The sequence below is a fragment of the Pseudomonas sp. GD04058 genome (assembly GCF_029836855.1).
GTDB lineage: Bacteria > Pseudomonadota > Gammaproteobacteria > Pseudomonadales > Pseudomonadaceae > Aquipseudomonas > Aquipseudomonas bharatica.
This window is the reverse complement of record NZ_JAOECN010000021.1, coordinates 23,907-45,676: the sequence shown is the minus strand read 5'-3', so window position 1 is coordinate 45,676 and position 21,770 is coordinate 23,907. Positions and strand designations below refer to the sequence as shown.

Sequence of the window (21,770 nt, the reverse complement as noted above, 5' to 3'; positions counted from 1 at the left end):
TGGCTTAGAAGTTGATCGTAGCGTTTGCCGGCGTGGCTTCGACACCTTTCTGGCCACTTGGCCCGATCAACTGGACCTGGATCTTCTGGGTCGAAGGGTAGGTCTTGAACAGCGGGGCCAGGTCCAGGCTCCGCAAGGCATCCGGCTTGGCGCATTCGAAGCGGTAGTGGGCGTGGATATCGCTGTGGCCGTGCTCATGCTCGTCGCCATCACCGTCGTCATCCTTGGCCGGGGCATCCCCGAACAGCGGGCTTTGCAGTTCCTGGTCGCTGTCCTTGCAATTGGCAGCGGCGGTCAGGCCGAACAGTTTCAGTGGTTGTTCCAGTTGGGCTCGCACTGTGGCCACCTTGGCCTTGTCGGCATCGCTCTGGGCCGCATGCTCGAAGCCCACCAGGTTCATCGCCGGGCTTTCCAGTTCCAGTTCCAGGGTATTGCCGTCGAGCACGGCGTTCAGGTGGGCGACGCCGTGTTCGTGGGCGCCCAGTGCGCCATGGGCGTGGTCGTGCTCATGATCATGATCGTGGTCGGAATGCGCGTAGGCGGTGAAGGCCAGGGGCAGCAGCGCGAAAGGCAAGGCAAGCAGCAGGCGACGCATGGGCGGAACTCCGGGGAGGGTTTGGAAAGATTTTGAAATGTTATAACAAAGTAGAATCCGCTCGCCAGTCTCCCTTGGCGTTCTTCGACCGGCATGGGAGCATGGCCGCCTGAAAACGGAGGACGCGACGTGCGAATTCGAGGACATATCGGCGAATGGCCGGTGGATCTGACCATCGAGCTGGGGCCGGAGGAATGGGCTAGCCTGGCGCGGGCGGGCGAGCCGGCGGCGACGCCGGTCAGCAGTGCAGCGCCGGTAGCGCAGGCGCGGCCGGATGACACTCTGTGGCTGGCGGCGAAGGAACTGCTGCGCAAGGCGGGGGAAATGCAGGGGCCGGCGTTGCTGGAGTTGCTTGAAGGCCTGGCCGGGAGCACGGCGGCGGGCAAGCGCCTGCTGGTGCGGCTGCGGCACAGTGCCGAGGTGAAGGTGGAAAGCGGGGCGGATGCGCCGGTGTACCACTGGATTGGCTAGGTGCTCTTTCGGGCCTCATCGCTGGCAAGCCAGCTCCCAGGATCCTGTGGGAGCTGGCTTGCCAGCGATGAGGCCGGAACTGACTCAGTAAAGGGCTGCGAACAACTTGCGCCGGTAGGTCCCCACCAGCGGGTGGTCATTGCCCAGCAGCTCGAAGACCTGCAGCAAGGTCTTGTGCGGCAATCCGCCTTCGTACCCGCGGTTGCGCTTGAACAGCTTCAGCAGGCCTTCCAGCGCCGCCTCGTACTGCTGGCGCGACAATTGCTGGATACTCAACTGGTAAGCCGCCTCGTCATCCTCGGCATTCTGCGCCAGGCGCGATTTCAGTTCGGCCACTTCCGGCAGGTCCCTGGCCTGGCGCAGGAAGGTCAACTGGGCCTTGGCGCCGGCCAACGCTGCCTTGTGCTCGTCGCTCTTTACGGCGTCCAGCACGGTCTGCGCTTCCACCAGCTCGCCACGTTCGGCCAGGCAGCGGGCATAGAGGATCAGCGCTGCGGCGTTGCTGTTGTCCTCGGCCAGCAGTGCCTTGAGCGCGGCTTCGGCCTCGCTGTAGCGCCCGTCGTTGAACAGCGCCTGGGCCAGCTCCAGCGGATCGGCCGCGGCCGGTGCGGGCAGTTGCACATGGGGTTCGAGCATGGCGCGCACCGCCGATTCCGGCTGGGCACCGGCGAAGCCGTCCACCGGCTGGCCATCCTTGAACAGCACCACGGTAGGCAGGCTGCGGATACCGAAGCGGGCGACGATGTCCTGTTCGATATCGCAGTTGACCTTGGCCAGCAGCAGTTCGCCCTGGTACTCCTCGGTAATCTTCGCCAGCATCGGCATCAACGCCTTGCACGGCGCGCACCAGTCGGCCCAGAAGTCCACCAGCACCGGCTTGTGATGGGAGTTGGCGATCACCACCTGATCGAAGTTGGCAACGGTGGTATCGAAAATGTACGGCGATTCCTGACTCATCTCGACTCTCGCGAACGCATGAATGACGCCACTATAAGGCCCCGCGGCTGGCGTGGTACAGGCTCACCTGGCGAAACTCGTGGGGCTCGGCCAGGTCCGGCAGGGTCAGGGCATGCAGGGTATCGAGCCGGCGGTAGAGCGGATGCTGGAAGTCGCGCACCCGCGAGTCGGCTACCAGGGCCTGCCGGCCACGGCTGAGGAACTGGTCGAGCAGCGGCAGGTTGGCACGATCGTAGAGCACGTCGGCGACCAGGATCAGGTCGAAGCGATCGTCCTCGGCGAAGAAGTCGCTGGAATAGCTCAGCTGCACCTCATTGAGTTCCGCGTTCGCCCGGCTGGCCTGCAGCGCCAGCGGATCGAGGTCGCAGGCAACCACTTCCAGGGCACCGGCCTTCGCCGCCGCGATCCCGGCAATCCCGGATCCGGCGCCAAAATCCAGGACCCGCTTGCCCGCGACCCACTCCGGGCGCTCGGCCAGGTAGCGGGCCATGGCCAGGCCGCTGGCCCAGCAGAAACTCCAGTATGGCGGCTCGTCGAGAATGCGCCGGGTTTCCTCGGGGCTGAAGGCGCGATCCATGTTATCGGCGTCGATCAACCAGAGTTTCAGCGGGCAGTCCGGCAATTCGCTGGCCACCAGGCGCGCATCGCCCAGCAACCCGCTCAACGCGGCCTCCAGTTGAATGGGCGCCATCTAGGGCGCCTTTTCCAGTTGCAGCGGGCCGAAGGCCTGGGTTTCGGCACGGGGCACGCTGACCGGCTTGAGGTGCAGGATCAGTTGTCCGGACTGGCTGGCGCGGGCACGCAACTCCACCCGCCCACCGGCTGGAAAGACCTCCGGATTGAAGCGCAACTGGAACGGCAGGGCCTGGCCGGTACCGTCGTAGGTATCGCTGGCCAGCAGGCGCTGCGGGCGGCCGCGCTCGTCGATCACCAGCAGGGCGACCTCGACTTCGGCGCCCCGGGGAATATTGGTGAAGCTGCCGCTCAGTTCGCGCTGGTAGGCAGGCAGCGGCGTCGGCACATGGACATGCCTGGCCACGGGCTTGGCCGGGGCCTGGGGCGGTACTGGCTTGGGGGTTTCGCTGCTGCAGGCGGTCAGCAGGGTGGCGAAACCGAGCACGGCGAGCGCTCGAAACGACATGGATAAATTCCTTAGGGGGCGTATTTCCTCACTGGATGGTAACCCCTTTGGCTTGTCTTGCCAGTCGGATGCGCTACCATGGCCCTCCCTTTTTTTGTTGCCTGCCACCATGCACTGTCCCTTCTGCGGTGCCAACGACACCAAAGTCATCGACTCGCGACTGGTCGCCGAGGGCGAGCAAGTGCGCCGCCGCCGCGAATGCGTGGCCTGCGGCGAGCGATTCACCACCTTCGAGACCGCCGAACTGGTCTTGCCGCGCCTGATCAAGCAGGACGGCACCCGCCAACCCTTCGACGAAGACAAGCTGCGCGCCGGCATGCAGCGCGCGCTGGAAAAGCGTCCGGTCAGCGTCGAGCGCCTGGAAGCCGCACTGGCCCATATCAAGCACAAGCTGCGGGCCAAGGGCGAGCGCGAGGTCAAGTCGCTGGTGGTCGGTGAGCTGGTCATGGCCGAACTGCAAAAGCTCGATGAAGTGGCGTATATCCGCTTCGCTTCCGTGTATCGACGCTTCCAGGACCTCGACGAGTTCCGCGAAGAGATCGACCGCCTGGCCCGAGAGCCGTCCAAAGAGTGAACATGTCCACAGAACGCGCCGTGCTCGACGCTCACTACATGGCCCGCGCGCTGGAGCTGGCGCGCAAGGGCGTGTATTCGACCCATCCGAATCCGCGGGTAGGCTGCGTGATCGTGCGTGACGGGCGCATCGTCGGCGAGGGCTGGCATGTGCGTGCCGGCGAACCCCATGCCGAAGTCCACGCCTTGCGCGAGGCCGGCGAGCTGGCGCGCGGTGCCTGTGCCTACGTGACCCTGGAGCCCTGCAGCCACCACGGACGCACGCCGCCTTGCGCCGAAGCGCTGGTCAACGCCGGGGTGAGCCGGGTGGTCGCGGCGATGCAGGACCCCAATCCGCAGGTCGCTGGCAATGGCCTCAAGCGTCTGGCCGACGCCGGTATCGAAGTCGCCAGCGGTGTGCTCGAAGCCGAAGCCCGGGCGCTCAACCCCGGTTTCCTCAAGCGCATGGAGCATCGCCTGCCGTTCGTCAGGGTCAAGCTGGCGATGAGCCTGGATGGTCGCACCGCCATGGCCAGCGGCGAAAGCCAGTGGATCACCGGCCCGGCGGCGCGCTCTGCCGTGCAACGCCTGCGCGCCCGCTCCAGTGTGGTCCTGACCAGTGCCGCCAGCGTGATCGCCGATAACGCACGGATGACCGTACGCGGCGATGAACTGGGCCTGGATCCCGAGACCACCGCCCTGGCATTGGCGCGTCCGCCACTGCGCGTGCTGATCGATGGCCGGCTGCGCCTGCCGCTGGACGCGCCGTTCTTCCAGGCCGGCGCGACGCTGGTGGTCACTGCGGCCGAAGACGATCCGCGCTACGCCGCCGCCGGTCACCAACTGCTGCGCATACCTGGCGAGAACGGCCAGGTCGACCTGCACCAGTTGCTGGTGGAACTGGCCCGCCGCGATATCAACGAGGTGCTGGTGGAAGCCGGCCCCGGTCTCGCCGGCGCGTTCGCCCGGCTTGGCCTGATCGACGAATACCAGCTGTTCATCGCTGGCAGGTTCCTTGGCTCCACCGCGCGCCCGCTGCTCGACTGGCCGCTGGCGCGGATGAGCGAGGCACCGGCCCTGAAAATCATCGAAATGCGCGCGGTCGGCGATGACTGGCGAGTCACTGCCGTCCCCGCGCCTGCCCCAGGCGTATAATTCGCGGCTTGCGCCTGGCGCGGCCCTGGTCTCCGAGGAGGACCCCATGTTCACCGGCATCATCGAATCCATCGGCAGCATCCGCGCCATCACTCCCAAGGGCGGCGATGTGCGTGTCCATGTCGAAACCGCCAAGCTCGACCTGAGCGACGTCAAGCTCGGCGATAGCATCGCCGTCAACGGCGTCTGCCTGACCGCCGTGGAATTGCCGGGCGACGGCTTCTGGGCTGACGTCAGCCGGGAAACCCTGGACTGCACCGCCTTCTCCGACCTGAAGGCCGGCAGCCGGGTCAACCTGGAAAAGGCCCTGACCCCGAGCAGCCGTCTTGGCGGTCACCTGGTCAGCGGTCATGTCGACGGCGTCGGCGAGATCATCTCCCGCGCCGATAACGCCCGCGCCATCCAGTTCCGCGTGCGCGCGCCCAAGGAACTGGCCAAGTACATCGCCCACAAGGGCTCGATCACCGTCGATGGCACCAGCCTGACGGTCAATGAAGTCGATGGCGCCGAATTCGAGCTGACCATCGTCCCGCACACCCTGGCCGAAACCATCATGGCCGACTACCGCCCGGGTCGTCGGATCAACCTCGAGGTCGACCTGCTTGCCCGTTACCTGGAGCGCCTGCTCCTGGGTGACAAAGCCGCCGAGCCGAGCAAAGGCAGCGGCATTACCGAAAGCTTCCTGGCCGCCAATGGCTACCTGAAATCCTGAATTGAGAAGGGGGTGCCGCGTGGCGCTCAACACCATCGAAGAACTGGTCGAAGACATCCGCCAGGGCAAAATGGTCATCCTGATGGATGACGAAGACCGCGAAAACGAAGGCGACATCATCATGGCAGCCGAGTGCTGCCTGCCCGAGCACATCAACTTCATGGCCAAGCACGCCCGCGGCCTGATCTGCATGCCGATGACCCGCGAGCGCTGCGAAACCCTGAAGCTGCCGCTGATGGCGCCGCGCAACGGTTCCGGCTTCGGCACCAAGTTCACCGTCTCGATCGAAGCCGCCGAGGGCGTCACCACCGGCATCTCCGCCGCCGACCGCGCCCGCACCGTACAGGCTGCCGCCGCCAAGGACGCCAAGGCTGAGGATATCGTCAGCCCCGGTCATATCTTCCCGCTGATGGCCCAGCCCGGCGGAACCCTGGCTCGCGCTGGCCACACCGAAGCCGCCTGCGACCTGGCGCGCATGGCCGGCTTCGAGCCAAGCGGGGTGATCTGCGAGGTGATGAACGACGACGGCACCATGTCGCGCCGTCCCGAGCTGGAAGTCTTCGCCGCTGAACACGGCCTGAAGATCGGCACCATCGCCGACCTGATCCACTACCGCATGATCCACGAGCGCACCATCCAGCGGATTTCCGAGCAGCCGATCGAGAGCGAGCTGGGCGAATTCAACCTGGTCACCTACCGTGACGCGGTGGAAGGCGACGTGCACATGGCCCTGACCCTGGGCAAGATCTGCGCGGAAGAGCCGACCCTGGTACGCGTACACAACATGGACCCGCTGCGCGACCTGCTGCTGGTCAAGCAGCCGGGCCGCTGGAGCCTGCGCGCGGCCATGGCCGCCGTGGCCGAGGCCGGCAGCGGCGTGGTGCTGCTGCTCGGTCATCCGCTGGACGGTGATGTGCTGCTGGCGCATATCCGCGAAAGTGCGGGCGATGCTCCGACCAAGGCGCCGACCACCTACAGCACCGTCGGTGCCGGCTCGCAGATCCTGCGCGACCTCGGCGTGCGCAAAATGCGCCTGATGAGTTCGCCGATGAAGTTCAATGCGATATCCGGATTCGATCTGGAAGTTGTAGAATACGTGCCCTCCGAATGAGCCGACGGTGTTTGACCGTTGCCCGTTCGTGACCAAAACTCCCACAGGCCGCGTTCTTGCGGCCTGGCTCTTTAAGATGAGAATCCCGCAATGTCCCTGAAGACCATCGAAGGTACCTTCATTGCCCCCAAAGGTCGCTACGCTTTGGTGGTTGGCCGCTTCAACAGCTTCGTCGTCGAAAGCCTGGTGAGCGGTGCCGTTGACGCCCTGGTTCGTCATGGCGTGAGCGAAAGCGACATCACCATCATCCGTGCCCCGGGCGCGTTCGAAATCCCCCTGGTCACGCAGAAGGTCGCCCAACAGGGTGAGTACTCCGCGATCATCGCCCTGGGCGCCGTGATCCGTGGCGGTACTCCGCACTTCGAATACGTTGCGGGCGAATGCACCAAGGGCCTGGCCCAGGTGTCCATGGAGTTCGGTATTCCTGTCGCCTTCGGTGTGCTGACCGTCGATTCCATCGAGCAGGCCATCGAGCGTTCCGGCACCAAGGCCGGCAACAAGGGCGCCGAAGCCGCGCTGTCCGCTCTGGAAATGGTCAGTCTGCTGGCGCAGCTGGAGGCCAAGTGATTAGCGACGAAAGCGATCGTTTCAACCCGCGCGATCCGAAACCCGCCGATGCCGGCAAACCCTCGAAAAGCGCCAAGCGTCGCGAAGCCCGCAAGCTCGCGACCCAGGCCCTTTACCAGTGGCACATGGCCCAGCATTCGCTGAACGAGATCGAAGCGCAGTTCCGGGTCGATAACGATTTCAGCGATGTCGACGGTGCCTACTTCCGCGAGATCCTTCACGGGGTGCCGGCCAAGAAGACCGAAATCGACAACGCCCTCAAGCCTTGCCTGGACATGGCCCTGGAAGAACTCGACCCGGTCGAGCTGTCCGTGCTGCGCCTGTCCGGCTGGGAACTGCTGGTGCGCCACGACGTGCCGTACCGCGTGGTGATCAACGAGGGCATCGAACTGGCCAAGGTCTTCGGTTCCACCGACGGCCACAAGTTCGTCAACGGTGTTCTCGACAAGCTTGCACCCGTGCTTCGCGAAGCCGAAGTGAAGGCGTTCAAGCGCTGATCGTGGCGCTGCCTGTCCATGGGTGAGTTCGAGCTGATCCGCCAGTTCTTCGCCGTCGCGCCCTGTGCGCAGGGCGGCGAAGGTATCGCCCTGGGCATCGGTGACGATTGCGCGCTGCTGGCGCCGGGGCCCGGCGAACAGCTGGCGATCTCCACCGACACGCTGGTGGCCGGGGTGCATTTCCCTGTCGTCAGCGATCCTTTCCTGCTCGGCCAGCGCTCGCTGGCGGTCGCCGCCAGCGACCTGGCTGCCATGGGCGCCACGCCGCTGGCCTTCACCCTGGCCCTGACCCTGGCCGAGACCGATCCGGACTGGCTGCGCGACTACGCCCGCGGCCTCAGCCGGATGGCCCGGCAGTGCGGCCTGACCCTGGTCGGCGGCGACACCACCCGCGGCCCCCTGAGCCTGACCATGACCGTGCTCGGTCGCGTGCCTGCCGGGCAGGCGCTGACCCGGGGCGGTGCGCAGGTCGGTGACCTGGTCTGCGTCGGTGGCGAGCTGGGCAATGCCGCCGGCGCCTTGCCCCTGGTGCTGGGTGAACGTCAGGCCGATGCAACCCGGGCCGAACCGCTACTGTCCCAGTATTGGTCGCCTTCGCCGCAGATTGCGCTGGGCCAGGCACTGCGTGGCAAGGCCACGGCGGCCTTGGACGTATCCGATGGTCTGCTGGCCGATTGCGGACATATCGCCACGGCTTCCGCCGTTGCCTTGCGCCTGGAAGTGGAGCGCCTGCCGCTGGGTGAGGCGCTGACCGCGTTTCTCGGTCTCGAGGGGGCACGACAGGCGGCGCTGACCGGTGGAGACGACTACGTGATCGCCTTCACCCTGCCGCCTGCCGAGCTGCCCGGTCTGCTGGCCGAGGGCTGGCCAGTGCATGTGGTGGGTCGGGTCGAAGCCGGCAGCGGCGTCAGCCTGCACGATGCCCAGGGCCGCGATATCACTCCTGCCGTGCGCGGCTATCAACATTTTAGGGAGACACCGTGACCGACCACCCCAACCAGGTGCCAGCGGAAAACGTTCCGCCTTCGGTCTGGCGCAATCCGTGGCATTTCCTGGCTTTCGGCTTCGGCTCGGGCACCATGCCCAAGGCCCCTGGAACCTGGGGCTCGCTGGTGGCGCTGCCGTTCGTGCCGCTGTGGCAGATGCTTCCGGACTGGGGCTACTGGCTGATGCTCGGCCTGACCATGCTGTTCGGCTTCTGGCTGTGCGGCAAGGTGGCCGATGACCTCAAGGTCCACGACCATGAAGGTATCGTCTGGGACGAGATGGTCGGCATGTGGATCACCCTCTGGCTGGTGCCGGAAGGCTGGCTGTGGCTGCTGGCCGGATTCCTGATGTTCCGCTTCTTCGACATCCTCAAGCCATGGCCGATTCGCTGGATCGACCGGCATGTGCATGGCGGCGTGGGCATCATGCTCGATGATGTGCTGGCCGGGGTCTTCGCCTGGCTGGCCATGCAAGTGCTGGTCTGGAGCCTGGTTTAAAGGGAGTCGCACGATGCGCAAGTGGTTGTTGCTGGTCGCCATGCTGGCCGGGATGCTGGGCGTGGCGCGGGCCGAAGGCCTGCCGGCGGAGGTGCGTCTGGCCAGCGAGGCCTGGCAGGACTACACCAACGCCGATGGCACCGGCGTGGCCTGGGATGTATTGCGCAGGGTGTTCGAGCCGGCCGGGGTCAAGGTCAAGGTGCTCAGCGCGCCTTACACCCGGGCCATCGGCCTGGTGAATCGCGGTGAGGCGGATGCCTGGGTCGGCTCCTATCAAGAGGAAATGTCCGGCAACCTGTACCCACGCTGGAATTTCGACTCCGATCATATCTACGCCCTGGGCCTGGCCCGCAAGCCGCAGCCGACTCCGGCCAACCTTGGCCAGTTCCGCCTGTCCTGGGTGCGCGGCTACGACTACCAGCGCTACCTGGCCAACGTCGGCTACTACCGCGAAGTACAGCGTCGCGACGGTATCCTGCCGATGCTCGAGCGCGAGCGGGTGGACTTCTATATCGATGCCCAGACCGAGGTCAACCATGTGCACGCCCAGGCCGAGCACCCGGAGGACTTCCGCAGTACCCATGTGGCGGAACTGCCTTTATATCTGGCATTTGGCGATACGCCCGAAGGCAAGGCGTTGCGCGACCTGTTCGACAAGCGCATGGACGAACTCGTGCCCAGTGGCGCACTGAAGCCGATTTTCGAGCGCTGGAAGCAGCCTTACCCCTTCGAAAAGCCTGTGCGCTAGGTCATCCACCATCGAACTTTTCGATCTTTTGCCTCAGCAATTCAGCATAAGCAGCTGTGGCAAGCTGCTGTTACAATCGGCCCACGTCAATTTTCATGCATATTCAGGAGCACAAGGTGCCCGTCGTTTTCGTTGCTGCCTCCAAGCTGCCTACTCCTTTCGCGACCTTCACCATGCACGGTTTTCTCGACGAAGCCACCGGCCGCGAGCACGTCGTGCTCAGCCTCGGTGATGTCGCCGACGGCCAGCCGGTGCTGGGCCGCCTGCATTCCGAATGCCTGACGGGCGATGCCCTGTTCAGCCAGCGGTGCGATTGTGGTTCGCAGCTTGAAGCAGCCCTGCAAGCCATCGCCCGGGAAGGGCGCGGCGTACTGCTCTACCTGCGCCAGGAAGGCCGTGGCATCGGCCTGCTGAACAAGATCCGCGCATACGAGTTGCAGGACGGCGGTGCCGACACGGTCGAGGCCAACGAGCGCCTGGGCTTCGCCGCCGACCAGCGCGACTACGGCATGTGCCGGCCGATGCTGGAACACCTGGGCGTTGGTTCGTTGCGCCTGATGACCAACAACCCTCGCAAGGTGAAGGCGCTGACCGACATGGGTATCGTCGTTGCCGAGCGCTTGCCGCTGCATACCGGGCATAACCCGCACAACAAGCACTACCTGGCCACCAAGGCCGGCAAGCTCGGCCACATGATGGGCAACGAGCACCAGGGCGAGGCCGGTCGCGCGTGACCCGCAGCCAGGTACGGACTCGCCTGGCCCTGGCCTGGTGGCAATACCTGGCGGTGGCGCTGGCGCCCTTGATTGTCTTCGCCTGGGCTTTCGGTGGCATGGACCCGCTCATCCCGGTCCTGGCCATGCCGATGTTCATTGGCGGCATTGCTTCGATGTTCCTGACCCTGCCGCGTTTCGGCGTGTACAAGCACGCCCTGATCGCCACCGGCAAGGCGCTCGATAGCGAGGCCGAACCTGCTGCCTGGGTCGAACTGGCCAGGGTTCGCCGCCTGGGCATGCTGTTCGCCTGCCTGCCGGCCTGGGTCGCCGCGCTGTCGGTGTTCGTCGGTCTGGAGGCAGTGCCGCAGATCCTGCTGGCGATCTCCAGCGTGGTCATCCTGTATCTCTACCGTCTTCCCCGCCAATTGGCCTGATGCACGGAAGATACACGGCAATCGCTGGCAAGCCAGCTCCCACAGGTCCTGCACAAGTCTTAAGGCCTGTGCTGAACCTGTGGGAGCTGGCTTGCCAGCGATGAGGCCCTTACAGGCCCAGAAGCTCCATGCGCTTGCGCACCGAAGTTTGGATGCCCGCGGCATCCAGCCCGCACTCGGCGAGCATCTGCGCCGGCTTGGCATGCTCGACATACACGTCCGGCAGCCCCAGGTGCAGCAAAGGCTTGAGCACGGCCTCGCGAGCCAGGAACTCGCCCACCGCCGCACCGGCACCGCCCATGATGGCGTTCTCTTCGATGGTCACCAGCAGGTCGTGACTGCCGGCCAGCTCCAGCACCAGAGCCTCGTCCAGTGGCTTGACGAAGCGCATGTCCACCACCGTGGCGTCCAGTGTTTCGGCAACCTTCAGTGCCTCGGTCAGTTGTACGCCGAACACCAGCAAGGCGACCTTGCTGCCCTGGCGGCGAATCACGCCCTTGCCGATTTCCAGCGGATCCAGGCTGTCTTCGATCGGCGCATTCGGGCCGCTGCCGCGTGGGTAGCGCACCGCCGCCGGGCCGTTGTACAGGTGGCCGGTGCTGAGCATGCGGCGCAGTTCGTTCTCGTCGCTCGGGGTCATCACCAGCATGCCGGGGATGCAGCGCAGGTAGGACAGGTCGAAGCTGCCGGCGTGGGTCGGGCCGTCTTCGCCCACCAGGCCGGCGCGGTCGATGGCGAACAGCACGTCGAGGTTCTGTACCGCGACGTCATGGATCAACTGGTCGTAAGCGCGCTGGAGGAAGGTCGAGTAGATCGCCACCACCGGCTTGGAGCCCTCGCATGCCATGCCCGCGGCCAGCGTCACCGCATGCTGCTCGGCGATGGCCACGTCGAAGTAGCGCTGTGGATAACGTTCGCTGAAGGCCACCAGGTCGGAGCCTTCCTTCATTGCCGGGGTAATGCCCACCAGACGCTCGTCGGCGGCGGCCATGTCGCACAGCCATTGGCCGAACACGGCGGAATACTTCGGCCCGCCGGCCTTTTTCGGCGCGGCGGCAGGGGCATCCAGGGGTTCCAGCTTGGTGATGGCGTGGTAGCCGATCGGATCGACCTCGGCCGGGGCGAAGCCCTTGCCCTTCTTGGTCACAACATGCAGGAACTGCGGGCCCTTGAGATCCCGCATGTTGCGCAGGGTCGCGATCAGGGTCGGCAGGTCGTGGCCGTCGATCGGGCCGATGTAGTTCCAGCCCAGCTCTTCGAAGAGGGTGCCGGGGACCAGCATCCCCTTGGCGTATTCCTCGGTGCGGCGGGCGATTTCCCAGGCGCCGGGAAGCCGCGACAGGACCTTCTTGCTGCCCTCGCGCATGCTCGCGTAGGTGCGGCTGGAGAGGATCTTGGCCAGGTAGTTGGACAGCCCGCCGACATTGCGCGAGATCGACATGTCGTTGTCGTTGAGGATGACCAGCATGTCGGCGTTGACTTCCTGGGCATGGTTCAACGCCTCGAAGGCCATGCCGGCGGTCAGGGCGCCGTCGCCGATCACCGCGATGGACTTGCGCGCCTCGTTGCGCAGGCGGGCGGCGATGGCCATGCCCAGGGCAGCGCTGATCGAGGTGCTGGAGTGACCGACGCCGAAGGTGTCGTATTCGCTCTCGCTGCGTCGCGGGAAGGCGGCCAGGCCATCCTTCTGGCGCAGGGTATTCATGCGCTCGCGGCGACCGGTGAGGATCTTGTGCGGATAGGCCTGGTGCCCGACGTCCCACACCAGGCGATCATCCGGGGTGTCGAAGACATAGTGCAGGGCGATGGTCAGCTCGATGACGCCCAGGCCGGCGCCGAAGTGACCGCCGGTCTGGCCGACGCTGTAGAGCAGCTCCTGGCGCAGTTCGTCGGCCAGGTTCTCCAGGTCGGCTTCGGCCAGGCGCCGCAAACCGGCAGGCGTGGCGGCACGGTCCAGGAGCGGCGTGACCGGGCGTTCGCGTGGGATCTCTTGAAACGTCGTGGGCATCAGGCGAGTCGTTATAGGTTTGAAGACGCGGCAGTTTACCCCATTGGGGAGAGACTGCACATTTTGTGGGTGACTGTCAGGGCCTCATCGCTGCGGTGCGGCGGTCCGACAAGCCAGCTCCCACAGGTCAGGCGGTGCATGCAGTCTCTGTGGGAGCTGGCTTGCCAGCGATTGGGGCACCGCTCAGTTGCGGCGTTCGACGATGTAGCGCGCCAGCGCCCGCAGCGGTTCGGCGGCTGCGTCGAATGGACGCACGGCGTCGATCGCCTGGTCGCGCAGTTCCAGGGCATAGGCCTTGGCCGCGTCGAGCCCGAGCAGCGCGGGATAGGTGGGTTTGTCGCGGGCGATATCGGCGCCCTGGCGCTTGCCCAGGGTGGCGGTATCGCTTTCCACGTCGAGGATGTCGTCCTGCACCTGGAAGGCCAGGCCGATGGCCTGGGCATACTGCTGCAGGGCCTTGAGTTCGGCGTCGCCAGCGCGTTCGCTGGCCAGGGCGCCGAGGCGCACGCTGGCTTCGATCAGCGCGCCGGTCTTGTGCCGGTGCATGAATTCGAGAGCGGCCTGGTCCAGCTTGAGGCCTACCGAACCGAGGTCGATGGCCTGGCCGCCGACCATGCCGGCAGGCCCGGCCGCCTTGGCCAGGGTCTGCACCATGGCCAGCCGGGTGGCATCGCTCTGCGAACTGAGGCGCGGGTCTAGCAGGGCGCTGAACGCCAGGCTCTGCAAACCATCGCCGGCCAGGATCGCGCAGGCCTCGTCGAAGGCCTTGTGGGTAGTCGGCTGGCCACGCCGCAGGTCGTCGTCGTCCATCGCCGGCAGATCGTCATGCACCAGCGAATAAGCATGGATCAGCTCGACCGCGCAGGCCGCGCCATTGGCCTGTTCGGCTGTGCCGCCCAGGGCTTCGCAGGCGGCATAGGCGAGCAACGGACGGACGCGCTTGCCGCCGTTCATCACGCTGTAGCGCATGGCTTCGTAGAGCCGGGTGAGTTCCACCGAAGGCGCCTGGAACAGCGGCTCCAGGGCAGCATCGACCCGTGCCTGGCAGGCGGTCTGGTAGGCGCGGATCATTCCGCCTGTTCCGCGTCGAAGGGCTCTGCAGCCAGTTCGCCGTCGCGTTCCAGAAGGATCTGCACCTTCTGTTCGGCCTGGGTCAGGGCGCCCTGGCAGTCGCGGGTCAGGCGGATGCCTTGCTCGAAGGCGGTCAGCGAGTCTTCCAGCGACAGCTCGTCGTTCTCCAGGCGCTCGACAAGGGCTTGCAGGTCGGCGAGGGATTGCTCGAAATCGATGGCGGCTTTTTTTCGGGCCATGGCGTCTGTCTCGGTGGCGGTTCTGAACGGCGCGACACTAGCAGAGCAGGGCATCCGGGGCAAATTGGTGGCAGGTTCTTTGGTCGCATGGCAACGGCCTTACCGCCGGCATTCCAGCGGTAAGGCCGAGCGCACGACTCAGTTCTGCGCGGTTTTCACGCCAGGCTCCAGCTTCACCGTTTCTTCCAGGGTGAAGCGCCCCAGCGGGTTCTGCAGGAAGTTCTGGATATTGCTGCGCGAAATGTTGATGTACGGGCTGTAGTACAGGTCGATCCAGTGTACGTCCTGCTTGGCCAGTTTCTGCAGTTCTTCGTACATCTGGCCGCGCTTGACCGGATCGGTCTCGACCCGCGCCGCAGCCACCAGGTCCTTGACCTTGTCGTTCCTGTAGCGGGTCATGTAGTTCTGGTTGCTGTCATGCCCGAGCACGAAGGTGGTCTTCTGGTCGGGGTCGAGCACGTCGTTGGTCCAGTACATCACCGACAGGTCGTAGTCGCCGTCCACCAGCATCTGCCAGCTCTGGGTCGGATCGACCTTCTGCAGGTTGGCTGTGATGCCGACATCCGCCAGTTGCTTCTGCACCAGTACGGCGATCTGCTCGTCGGCTTCGTTGCCGGCATTGACCACGTAATTGACCTTGAGCCCTTCGGCCCCGGCCTTCTTCAGCAGTTCGCGGGCCTTGGCCGGGTCGTAGGGGCGCTGCAGGTTGTTGGCGTTGTGGTACAGCGCACCCTTGGGAATGTACGAATAGGCCGGCTCGCCATGACCGAAGGTGACGGTTTCCACCAGGGCCTTCTTGTCGATCGCCAGGTCGATGGCCTCGCGCACTTCCTGTTTGCCCAGCAGGCCTTTCTCGTGGTTGATCAGCAGGTGGTCTTCGCGGGTCGACGGGTCGATGTGGACGGTGACCTTCTTGTCCTTCTGCAGGTCGTTGACCTGGGAGAAGGGCACGAAGATGGCCGAGTCCAGCTCGCCGGCCTGGACCTTGAGCATGCGCGTGCGGTCATCCGGGATGGAGATCCACTCGACGCCATCCAGGCTGACCTTGTCGGCTTCCCAGTATTGCGGGTTCTTTTCCAGGATCACGCGGTCGCCGCGCAGCCACTCCTTGACCTTGAATGCCCCGGATACCACCGGATTCTGCGCGTATTCCTCCTCGCCGAGCTTTTCGATGGCTGCCTTGGACACGATGGATACGTTGGCCGTGGCCAGTTGCGCGAGGAAGGGCACCGATTTGCTGTGCAGGGTCACCACCAGGGTGTGGGGATCCTTGGCGACGGCCGTGTCGATGATCTTGTAGGAGTCGGCCCAGAGCGAGCCGGGGTTATCGCGAATGCGCAGCAGGGAGAAGGCGGCGTCCTCGGCGGTCAATGGCGAGCCGTCGGAGAACTTCGCGGGACGGATCTTGAAGGTGTAGGTCAGGCCGTCGTCGGAGATGACCCAGCTTTCCGCCAGGCCGGGGACCAGCCTGGTGCCGCTGTTGTCCACCCGCACCAGCACGTCGTAGACGTTGGCGAAGACCCAGTTGTCGCGGTTCTGCGCGGTCTTGATCGGGTCGAAGGTGGTGCTTTCCTCACGGCAGCCGATGGTCAGCACCCCTGCGGCGTGGGCGACGCCGGTGGTCAAGGCGCTGGCGGCCAGCAGGGCGGCGGTGAGTAACTTCAATGCTCCGGGTTTCATGCTCAAGCTCCATTTGATGAAAGGACGTTAGGTCAGGACAGCGGCTCCGGGTGGACGCAGGTATGGCGTCGTGTACCCAGGGAATGGGTTGGCGGCTGGCTTTCCCGGCAGGCGGGCAGGGCGCGTGTGCAACGGGGATGGAAGGCGCAGCCGGTGGGCAGGTGCAGCGGGCTCGGCGGCTCGCCCGGCAGCGGTTGCTCGGGCAGGCGGCGGGCCGGGTCGATATCGGCGATGGACTGGATCAGTGCAGCGGTATAGGGGTGGCGTGGCGCGTCGAAGACCTCGTGCACCGGGCCTTCCTCGACGATGCGCCCGAGGTACATCACCGCCACCCGGTCGCACAGGCGGCGAACCACGGTGAGGTCGTGGGTGATGAACAGCATGGCGAGGTTCATGCGCTCGCGCAGTTCCAGCAGCAGGTTGATGATCTGGCCCTGGATCGACACGTCGAGGGCGGCGACGCATTCGTCGGCGATGATCAGCCGCGGTTCCACCGCCAGGGCGCGGGCGATGCCGACCCGCTGGCACTGGCCGCCACTCAGCGAGCGCGGCTTGCGCCTGGCCAGTTCCGGGCGCAAGCCGACCAGGCTCAGCAGTTCGGCGACCCGTTCCGGTACCTGTGCCTCGGGCACCTTGCGCTGCACCCGCAGTACCTCGGCGATGATGTCGCCGATGCGCTGGCGCGGATTCAGGGCGGTGTACGGGTCCTGGAAGATCATCGCGGTCTCGTGGCGCAGGCGGGCGATATCGGCCTGGCTGCCCTGGGCCATGTCGATGCCGTCGAAGAGAACCTGCCCGCCGGCCACCGGGTTCAGGTGCAGGATGGCCCGGGCCAGGGTGCTCTTGCCGCAGCCGGACTCGCCCACCAGGCCGAGGGTTTCCCCGGCGGCCAGGTGCAACGACGCACCATTGACCGCGCTGACCTTGCGCGGACGCAGGCTGAACAGGCCGCTGCCAGCGGCGGGAAATTGCACCTGCAGGTCGTTGACCTGCAACAGCGTGCTCATGGGGCGACTCCGTGCAGCAGCGGTGTATGACAGGCCAGGCGGTGGCCGGGCGAAATCTCCCGCAACTGTGGCAGGTGCTCGCGGCACATCGGCGACGCCAGGCCGCAGCGTGGGCCGAAGCGGCAACCCCCGGGCATGTCGCCGAGCAGCGGTGGTTGCCCGCCGATGGTGTTCATCAGGCGCTGGCCGCTGTCCGCCGCCGGATGGCAGGCGAGCAGGCCGGCGCTGTAGGGGTGTTGCGGGCGCTTGAGAATCTGCATCTTGCTGCCGTGCTCGCATAAGCGTCCGGCATACATCACGGCGATGCTGTCGCAGGTCTGGGCGACCACGCCGAGGTCGTGGCTGATCAGGATCATCGACAGGCCGCGGCGGTCGCGCAGGTCCAGGAGCAGCCGGAGGATCTGCGCCTGCACGGTGACATCCAGCGCCGTGGTCGGCTCGTCGGCGATCAGCACCTTCGGATTGCAGCCCAGGGCCACGGCGATCATCGCCCGCTGGCGCATGCCGCCGGAGAATTCGTGCGGGTAGTTGTCCACGCGGGATTGCGGGTCGGGAATGCCGACCTGGCGCAGCACCTCGATGGCTTCGGCCCGCGCTTCCCGGCGCGAGGCCCCCTGGTGCAGTCGGATGCCCTCGGCGATCTGCTCGCCGATGCGCATCAGTGGATCGAGGTGGCTGCTCGGATTCTGGAAGATCATCCCCAGTTCGCGGCCACGCATGCGGCGCATGCCGGCATCGTCCAGTTGCAGCAGGTCGGTTCCGCCCAGGCGCACCGCCGTGCCTTCGACGCGCAGTTTCGGCGAGGGCAGCAAGCGCATCAGGGCGCGGCAGGCCATGGTCTTGCCTGAGCCGGATTCGCCCACCAGGCCGAGGATCTCGCCTTCGCCAAGGCTGAAGGACAGGCGATCGACCACGGCAATATCGCGTTGATCATTGCGAACGATCACGCTCAGGTCCTCGACCTGCAACAGCGGCGTGCTCATGAGCGGTCTCCCAGGCGTTCGGCGACACCGTCGGCGAGCAGGCTGAAGCCCATCGCCAGGGTCACCACGGCCAGGCCCGGAAAGGTGCAGATCCACCAGGCGCTGGTGATGAAGCTCTGACCTTCTGCAACCATCGTGCCCCATTCGGCAGTGGGCGGCTGCACGCCGAGGCCCAGGTAGCTGACCGCCGCACCGTTGAGCAGCACCAGCACCGCGTCGGACATGCAGAACACCACCGAACTGAATAGAGCGTTGGGCATCAGGTGCCCGAAAAGGATGCGCCGGTGGCTGAAGCCGAGGCTGCGGGCGGCGAGGGCGAAATCGCTTTCCTTGAGGATCAGAATCTGCGAGCGGATCAGCCGCGCATAGGAGACCCAGCCGACCAGGGCCATGGCGATATAGAAACTGCCCAGTCCGGGGCCGAGGATCGCCATGATCGCCAGCATCAGGACCAGGAAGGGGAAGGCCAGGACGATGTCGATCAGGCGCATGCACACTGCGTCCAGGCGTCCGCCGATATAGCCGGAGATGGCGCCGATGCAGGTGCCGAGCAGGAAGGGGACGATCACCCCGACCAGGGCCATCTGCAAATCGATGCGTGCGCCCCAGATGACCCGGGAGAGGATGTCGCGGCCGAAGTTGTCGGTGCCGAAAGGGTGCGCCAGGCTCGGTGCCATCAGGCGCAGGTCGCCATTCTGCAGCAGCGGGTCGTAGGGGGCGACCCATGGAGCGAGGAGGGCGAGCAGGCCCCAGCCAAGAACGATGGCCAGGCCGAAATACAGGGTCAGGCGGCCATCGCCCAGGTTCCAGCGCAGGCGCCAGCGGCTCGGGATTGCGATGCTGGGGCTGCTCATTGGATCTTCACCCGCGGGTCGATGGCCGTGGTGACGATATCGGCGATGAAGTTCACCGCTACCGTGGCACAGGCCAGCACCATGGCCACGCCCTGCACCACCATGTAGTCGCGGGTAAAAATGCCGCGCACCAGCAACTGGCCGATGCCGGGCAGGGAAAACAGGCTTTCGATGACCACGGTGCCGCTGATCAGCCAGCCGATGTTGACGGCCAGCAGGTTGACCGTCGGCACCATCGAGTTGGGCAGCACGTGGCGGCGGAACACCGCGTTCTCGGAGAGACCGCGGGCGCGGGCGGCGGTGACCTGGTCGGACTGCATTTCCACCAGCATGCTGGCGCGCAGGTTGCGCACCAGTACCGCCGACAGCGCGAGGGCGATGGTCAGGCAGGGCAGCACCAGGTGGTGAAGTTTTTCCGGCCACTCCCGGCCATAGCCGGAAACCGGGAACAGGCCCCAATGCACGCTGAACAGCAGGATCAGCATCAAGCCCAGCCAGAACGCCGGCAACCCGAGCCCGGCCGTGGTGAACACGCGGATCAGGTTATCGATCCAGCCGCCCTTGTTGCGCGCCGCGAGGGTCGCCAGCGGCACGGCTATCAGCAATGCCAGGAGCACGCTGCCGAACACCAGCATCAGGGTCGGCTCGATCCGCGTGGCGATCAGCTTCAGCGCATCGACCCGATACAGCAGGGACTGGCCCAGGTCGCCGTTGAGCAGGTTCTTCAGGAAATACAGGTATTGCACCCAGATCGGCTCGTCCAGGCCGAACTGGGCGCGGATCTTCTGGATCGCGTCCGGCGTGCTGCGCGCGCCGAGCAGTACCCGCGCCGGGTCACCGGGGATCGAGCGCACCAGCACGAAGGTGATGAGGCTGATGCCCAGCAAAACCGGGAGCAGTTGCAGCGGGCGGGTCAGGACGAAGCGGTAGCGCGCCAGGTTCATCGATCAACCCCGGTGGCGCTGCAGGAAATCCAGCAATACCGGGTAGTACGCCTCGGGTTCCTCGTAGAACGGCATATGGCTGCTGTTGGGAAACACATGCAGTTCGGCGTCTTTCAGGGCTAGCTTCATGCGCATGGCGCAGGCCGGGGTGAGTTCGTCGTGCTGCCCGGTGGTGATCAGTACCGGCATGCTGAAGTCGCCCATTTCCTTGAGCCGGTTCCAATCCTTGAGGTTGCCGATATAGAGGAACTCGTTTGGCCCCTGCATGGCGGTGTACGGGCCCATGTTCCAGTCGCCCAGCGAGCGCTGGATCGGCGCCGGCCATTCATCGAGACGGCAGACATGCCGGTAGTTGAGCAGGGTGATCGCTGCCTGGTACTGCGGATGGTCGAGCTGCCCCAGGGCCTCGAAGCGCTGCATCATCGCCACGGTTTCGCTGCCAAGGGCGCCGCGCAGGCGTTCCAGCTCGCTGGACAGGTGCGGAATATCGCCGACGGTGTTTTCCAGGATCAGGCTCTTGAGTGCCTGCGGATGATGGATGGCGTACTCGATCGCCAGCCAGCCGCCCCAGGAATGCCCGAGCATGTGCACACGGCCGAGGTCGAGGGCCTGGCGCACGGTTTCCACTTCGGCAACGTAGCGGGTGATGTTCCACAGGGACGGGTCTTCGGGGCGGGCGGACTTGCCGGTTCCCAGTTGGTCGAAGGTGACCACGCGCAGACCCTTGTCCTTGAGCCACGAATGGGCCTCGCGAAGGTAATCGCAGGGTAGCCCGGGGCCGCCATTGAGGAGCAGCAGCACCTCGTCGCCTTCACCATAGCTGTACACCACGAGATTGTGGCCATCGACCGTCACGTCGAACTGCTGGTCCGGTTGCATCTCACGCCACATCGCTACTCTCCTGTTGGCATTGGCTTGCAGCTATACCCTGCGCAGGAGACGGCAGTGCCCACAAGCTAGTATTTCCTATAGGTTTGTGGTGGCAGTCCGGCGCCGGGCCGTGGCATTCTACTTGTCGGACTTCAAGATGGAAATCCAACAGGGGTAATACGCAGGAGTGCAAGGAATGCAGGCCAAACTGGCTGATCTCGACCATCGTCTGTTGTCTGGCAGGAGCCTGGACGAGCAGATGGACAGCGTTGCCGACGTGGCAGCGGACCTGGGCTTCGAAGCCCTGGTCTATGACTACAGTCCCGTTCCACTGGACCACGTCGGCGAACTCATCACCCCGGCGATCCTGCGGGTGCGCAACACCCCGCAGGACTGGCAGGACCTCTGGTGCGCCGAAGGCTATTACCAGATCGATCCGGTGCAGCACCTTGCGCTGACGAGCATTTCGCCGTTCGTCTGGTCCTACCAGCCCAAGGGCGACACCATCCTCCAGCGTTTCATCGACAGTCGGCATGCGCCGGTGGTCGGCTATCTGCAGGATGCGCAATTGGCCTGTGGCGTGACCGTGCCGATCCACCTGCCTCGCGGCGGCTTCGCCACCCTCACCGGCCTGCGCCCGCAGACCAGCAGGCGTGACCTCGACGAGGCCCGCGAGCATCTCGCTGACTTCAGTCTGGTCGCCCACGCGCTCCAGGAAGCCGCCTACCCCCTGCTCGACAAGGAATGCTCGCCGCAGGTCATCCGCCTGACCCGCCGCGAACGCGAGTGCCTGCGCTGGGCCGCCGAGGGCCTGACGGCGGCGCAGATCGCCGAGCAATTGAACCGCTCGCTGGCCACCATCTCCCTGCATCTGACCTCGGCCATGCACAAGCTGGGTGCCAAGAATCGTGTCCAGGCGGTAGCCCGTGCCGTGCACTACCGGCTTTTAGAGGACTGATAGCGGAAAAATCGCG

At 65.4% G+C, this 21,770-nt stretch carries 26 protein-coding genes; 13 read left to right on the top strand and 13 right to left on the bottom strand.

Annotated elements, in window-relative coordinates; genetic code table 11:
- Positions 1 to 4: 4 nt before the first annotated feature.
- Positions 5 to 595, bottom strand: a complete 591-nt coding sequence (locus N7650_RS17630) for a DUF2796 domain-containing protein (protein WP_279899322.1) — start codon at positions 593 to 595, stop codon at positions 5 to 7.
- A gap of 129 nt (positions 596 to 724) precedes the next feature.
- On the opposite strand from N7650_RS17630, the gene N7650_RS17625 reads away from it, so the two are divergent.
- Positions 725 to 1,066 carry a hypothetical protein gene (locus tag N7650_RS17625; RefSeq protein WP_009397449.1) on the top strand — a complete coding sequence of 114 codons (342 nt, stop codon included), beginning with the start codon at positions 725 to 727 and terminating at the stop codon, positions 1,064 to 1,066.
- An 84-nt stretch (positions 1,067 to 1,150) separates the two neighbouring features.
- Here N7650_RS17625 and trxA read toward each other — a convergent pair whose 3' ends face one another.
- The 3 genes from trxA to N7650_RS17610 are packed head-to-tail and all read right to left on the bottom strand — an operon-like array spanning position 1,151 to position 3,164.
- Positions 1,151 to 2,023 (bottom strand): thioredoxin, encoded by an 873-nt coding sequence (gene trxA, locus N7650_RS17620; protein WP_009397448.1) that lies wholly within the window; start codon positions 2,021 to 2,023, stop codon positions 1,151 to 1,153.
- 31 nt (positions 2,024 to 2,054) lie between these two features.
- Positions 2,055 to 2,714: a 50S ribosomal protein L11 methyltransferase gene (locus N7650_RS17615; protein WP_279899321.1), complete on the bottom strand. Its 660-nt coding sequence runs from the start codon at positions 2,712 to 2,714 to the stop codon at positions 2,055 to 2,057.
- On the bottom strand, positions 2,715 to 3,164 hold the full coding sequence (locus tag N7650_RS17610) for a YbaY family lipoprotein (RefSeq protein ID WP_064302089.1): 450 nt from the start codon (positions 3,162 to 3,164) through the stop codon (positions 2,715 to 2,717).
- A 109-nt stretch (positions 3,165 to 3,273) separates the two neighbouring features.
- Between N7650_RS17610 and nrdR the strand changes: the two genes are divergently transcribed.
- The 11 genes from nrdR (at position 3,274) to N7650_RS17555 (ending at position 11,140) form a co-directional block, all read left to right on the top strand.
- Positions 3,274 to 3,738 (top strand): transcriptional regulator NrdR, encoded by a 465-nt coding sequence (gene nrdR, locus N7650_RS17605; protein WP_009397445.1) that lies wholly within the window; start codon positions 3,274 to 3,276, stop codon positions 3,736 to 3,738.
- A 2-nt stretch (positions 3,739 to 3,740) separates the two neighbouring features.
- Positions 3,741 to 4,871 carry a bifunctional diaminohydroxyphosphoribosylaminopyrimidine deaminase/5-amino-6-(5-phosphoribosylamino)uracil reductase RibD gene (ribD, locus tag N7650_RS17600; protein WP_279899320.1) on the top strand — a complete coding sequence of 377 codons (1,131 nt, stop codon included), beginning with the start codon at positions 3,741 to 3,743 and terminating at the stop codon, positions 4,869 to 4,871.
- Positions 4,872 to 4,917: 46 nt separating this feature from the next.
- Positions 4,918 to 5,583, top strand: coding sequence for a riboflavin synthase (locus tag N7650_RS17595; RefSeq protein WP_009397443.1), 666 nt, complete (start codon positions 4,918 to 4,920; stop codon positions 5,581 to 5,583).
- A gap of 19 nt (positions 5,584 to 5,602) precedes the next feature.
- Positions 5,603 to 6,694, top strand: a complete 1,092-nt coding sequence (ribBA, locus tag N7650_RS17590; protein WP_009397442.1) for a bifunctional 3,4-dihydroxy-2-butanone-4-phosphate synthase/GTP cyclohydrolase II — start codon at positions 5,603 to 5,605, stop codon at positions 6,692 to 6,694.
- 90 nt (positions 6,695 to 6,784) lie between these two features.
- Positions 6,785 to 7,261, top strand: coding sequence for a 6,7-dimethyl-8-ribityllumazine synthase (ribE, locus tag N7650_RS17585; protein ID WP_009397441.1), 477 nt, complete (start codon positions 6,785 to 6,787; stop codon positions 7,259 to 7,261).
- The gene (nusB, locus tag N7650_RS17580) at positions 7,258 to 7,758 is read left to right on the top strand and encodes a transcription antitermination factor NusB (protein ID WP_009397440.1); all 501 of its coding nucleotides are present in this window, start codon (positions 7,258 to 7,260) and stop codon (positions 7,756 to 7,758) included. The genes ribE and nusB overlap by 4 nt, the downstream gene beginning before the upstream one ends.
- An 18-nt stretch (positions 7,759 to 7,776) precedes the next feature.
- Positions 7,777 to 8,742: a thiamine-phosphate kinase gene (gene thiL, locus N7650_RS17575; RefSeq protein ID WP_279899317.1), complete on the top strand. Its 966-nt coding sequence runs from the start codon at positions 7,777 to 7,779 to the stop codon at positions 8,740 to 8,742.
- On the top strand, positions 8,739 to 9,242 hold the full coding sequence (locus N7650_RS17570) for a phosphatidylglycerophosphatase A (RefSeq protein ID WP_009397438.1): 504 nt from the start codon (positions 8,739 to 8,741) through the stop codon (positions 9,240 to 9,242). Before thiL ends, N7650_RS17570 begins: the two co-directional genes overlap by 4 nt.
- 13 nt (positions 9,243 to 9,255) lie before the next feature.
- The gene (locus tag N7650_RS17565) at positions 9,256 to 9,990 is read left to right on the top strand and encodes a transporter substrate-binding domain-containing protein (RefSeq protein WP_009397437.1); all 735 of its coding nucleotides are present in this window, start codon (positions 9,256 to 9,258) and stop codon (positions 9,988 to 9,990) included.
- Between the two features lie 116 nt (positions 9,991 to 10,106).
- Positions 10,107 to 10,724 (top strand): GTP cyclohydrolase II, encoded by a 618-nt coding sequence (gene ribA / locus N7650_RS17560; RefSeq protein WP_279899315.1) that lies wholly within the window; start codon positions 10,107 to 10,109, stop codon positions 10,722 to 10,724.
- Positions 10,721 to 11,140 carry an MFS transporter gene (locus tag N7650_RS17555; protein WP_279899314.1) on the top strand — a complete coding sequence of 140 codons (420 nt, stop codon included), beginning with the start codon at positions 10,721 to 10,723 and terminating at the stop codon, positions 11,138 to 11,140. Before ribA ends, N7650_RS17555 begins: the two co-directional genes overlap by 4 nt.
- A 109-nt stretch (positions 11,141 to 11,249) precedes the next feature.
- Here N7650_RS17555 and dxs read toward each other — a convergent pair whose 3' ends face one another.
- The 9 genes from dxs to N7650_RS17510 form a co-directional block, all read right to left on the bottom strand.
- Positions 11,250 to 13,148: a 1-deoxy-D-xylulose-5-phosphate synthase gene (dxs, locus tag N7650_RS17550; protein ID WP_279899313.1), complete on the bottom strand. Its 1,899-nt coding sequence runs from the start codon at positions 13,146 to 13,148 to the stop codon at positions 11,250 to 11,252.
- A 183-nt stretch (positions 13,149 to 13,331) separates the two neighbouring features.
- Positions 13,332 to 14,219 (bottom strand): (2E,6E)-farnesyl diphosphate synthase, encoded by an 888-nt coding sequence (gene ispA, locus N7650_RS17545; protein WP_009397433.1) that lies wholly within the window; start codon positions 14,217 to 14,219, stop codon positions 13,332 to 13,334.
- A complete protein-coding gene (locus tag N7650_RS17540; RefSeq protein ID WP_279899311.1) occupies positions 14,216 to 14,458 on the bottom strand; it encodes an exodeoxyribonuclease VII small subunit in 243 nt (80 codons plus the stop codon). The genes ispA and N7650_RS17540 overlap by 4 nt, the downstream gene beginning before the upstream one ends.
- Before the next feature lie 138 nt (positions 14,459 to 14,596).
- Positions 14,597 to 16,138 (bottom strand): ABC transporter substrate-binding protein, encoded by a 1,542-nt coding sequence (locus tag N7650_RS17535; RefSeq protein ID WP_009397431.1) that lies wholly within the window; start codon positions 16,136 to 16,138, stop codon positions 14,597 to 14,599.
- Between the two features lie 32 nt (positions 16,139 to 16,170).
- The gene (locus tag N7650_RS17530; RefSeq protein WP_279899309.1) at positions 16,171 to 17,145 is read right to left on the bottom strand and encodes an ABC transporter ATP-binding protein; all 975 of its coding nucleotides are present in this window, start codon (positions 17,143 to 17,145) and stop codon (positions 16,171 to 16,173) included.
- Positions 17,142 to 18,128, bottom strand: a complete 987-nt coding sequence (locus N7650_RS17525; protein WP_279899308.1) for an ABC transporter ATP-binding protein — start codon at positions 18,126 to 18,128, stop codon at positions 17,142 to 17,144. Before N7650_RS17525 ends, N7650_RS17530 begins: the two co-directional genes overlap by 4 nt.
- Positions 18,125 to 18,982 carry an ABC transporter permease gene (locus N7650_RS17520; protein WP_279899306.1) on the bottom strand — a complete coding sequence of 286 codons (858 nt, stop codon included), beginning with the start codon at positions 18,980 to 18,982 and terminating at the stop codon, positions 18,125 to 18,127. The genes N7650_RS17525 and N7650_RS17520 overlap by 4 nt, the downstream gene beginning before the upstream one ends.
- Positions 18,979 to 19,926 (bottom strand): ABC transporter permease, encoded by a 948-nt coding sequence (locus tag N7650_RS17515; protein ID WP_064302079.1) that lies wholly within the window; start codon positions 19,924 to 19,926, stop codon positions 18,979 to 18,981. Before N7650_RS17515 ends, N7650_RS17520 begins: the two co-directional genes overlap by 4 nt.
- A gap of 3 nt (positions 19,927 to 19,929) precedes the next feature.
- Positions 19,930 to 20,817 carry a proline iminopeptidase-family hydrolase gene (locus N7650_RS17510; RefSeq protein WP_279899303.1) on the bottom strand — a complete coding sequence of 296 codons (888 nt, stop codon included), beginning with the start codon at positions 20,815 to 20,817 and terminating at the stop codon, positions 19,930 to 19,932.
- Between the two features lie 175 nt (positions 20,818 to 20,992).
- On the opposite strand from N7650_RS17510, the gene N7650_RS17505 reads away from it, so the two are divergent.
- A complete protein-coding gene (locus N7650_RS17505) occupies positions 20,993 to 21,754 on the top strand; it encodes a LuxR family transcriptional regulator (protein ID WP_279899302.1) in 762 nt (253 codons plus the stop codon).
- Positions 21,755 to 21,770: the final 16 nt, after the last annotated feature.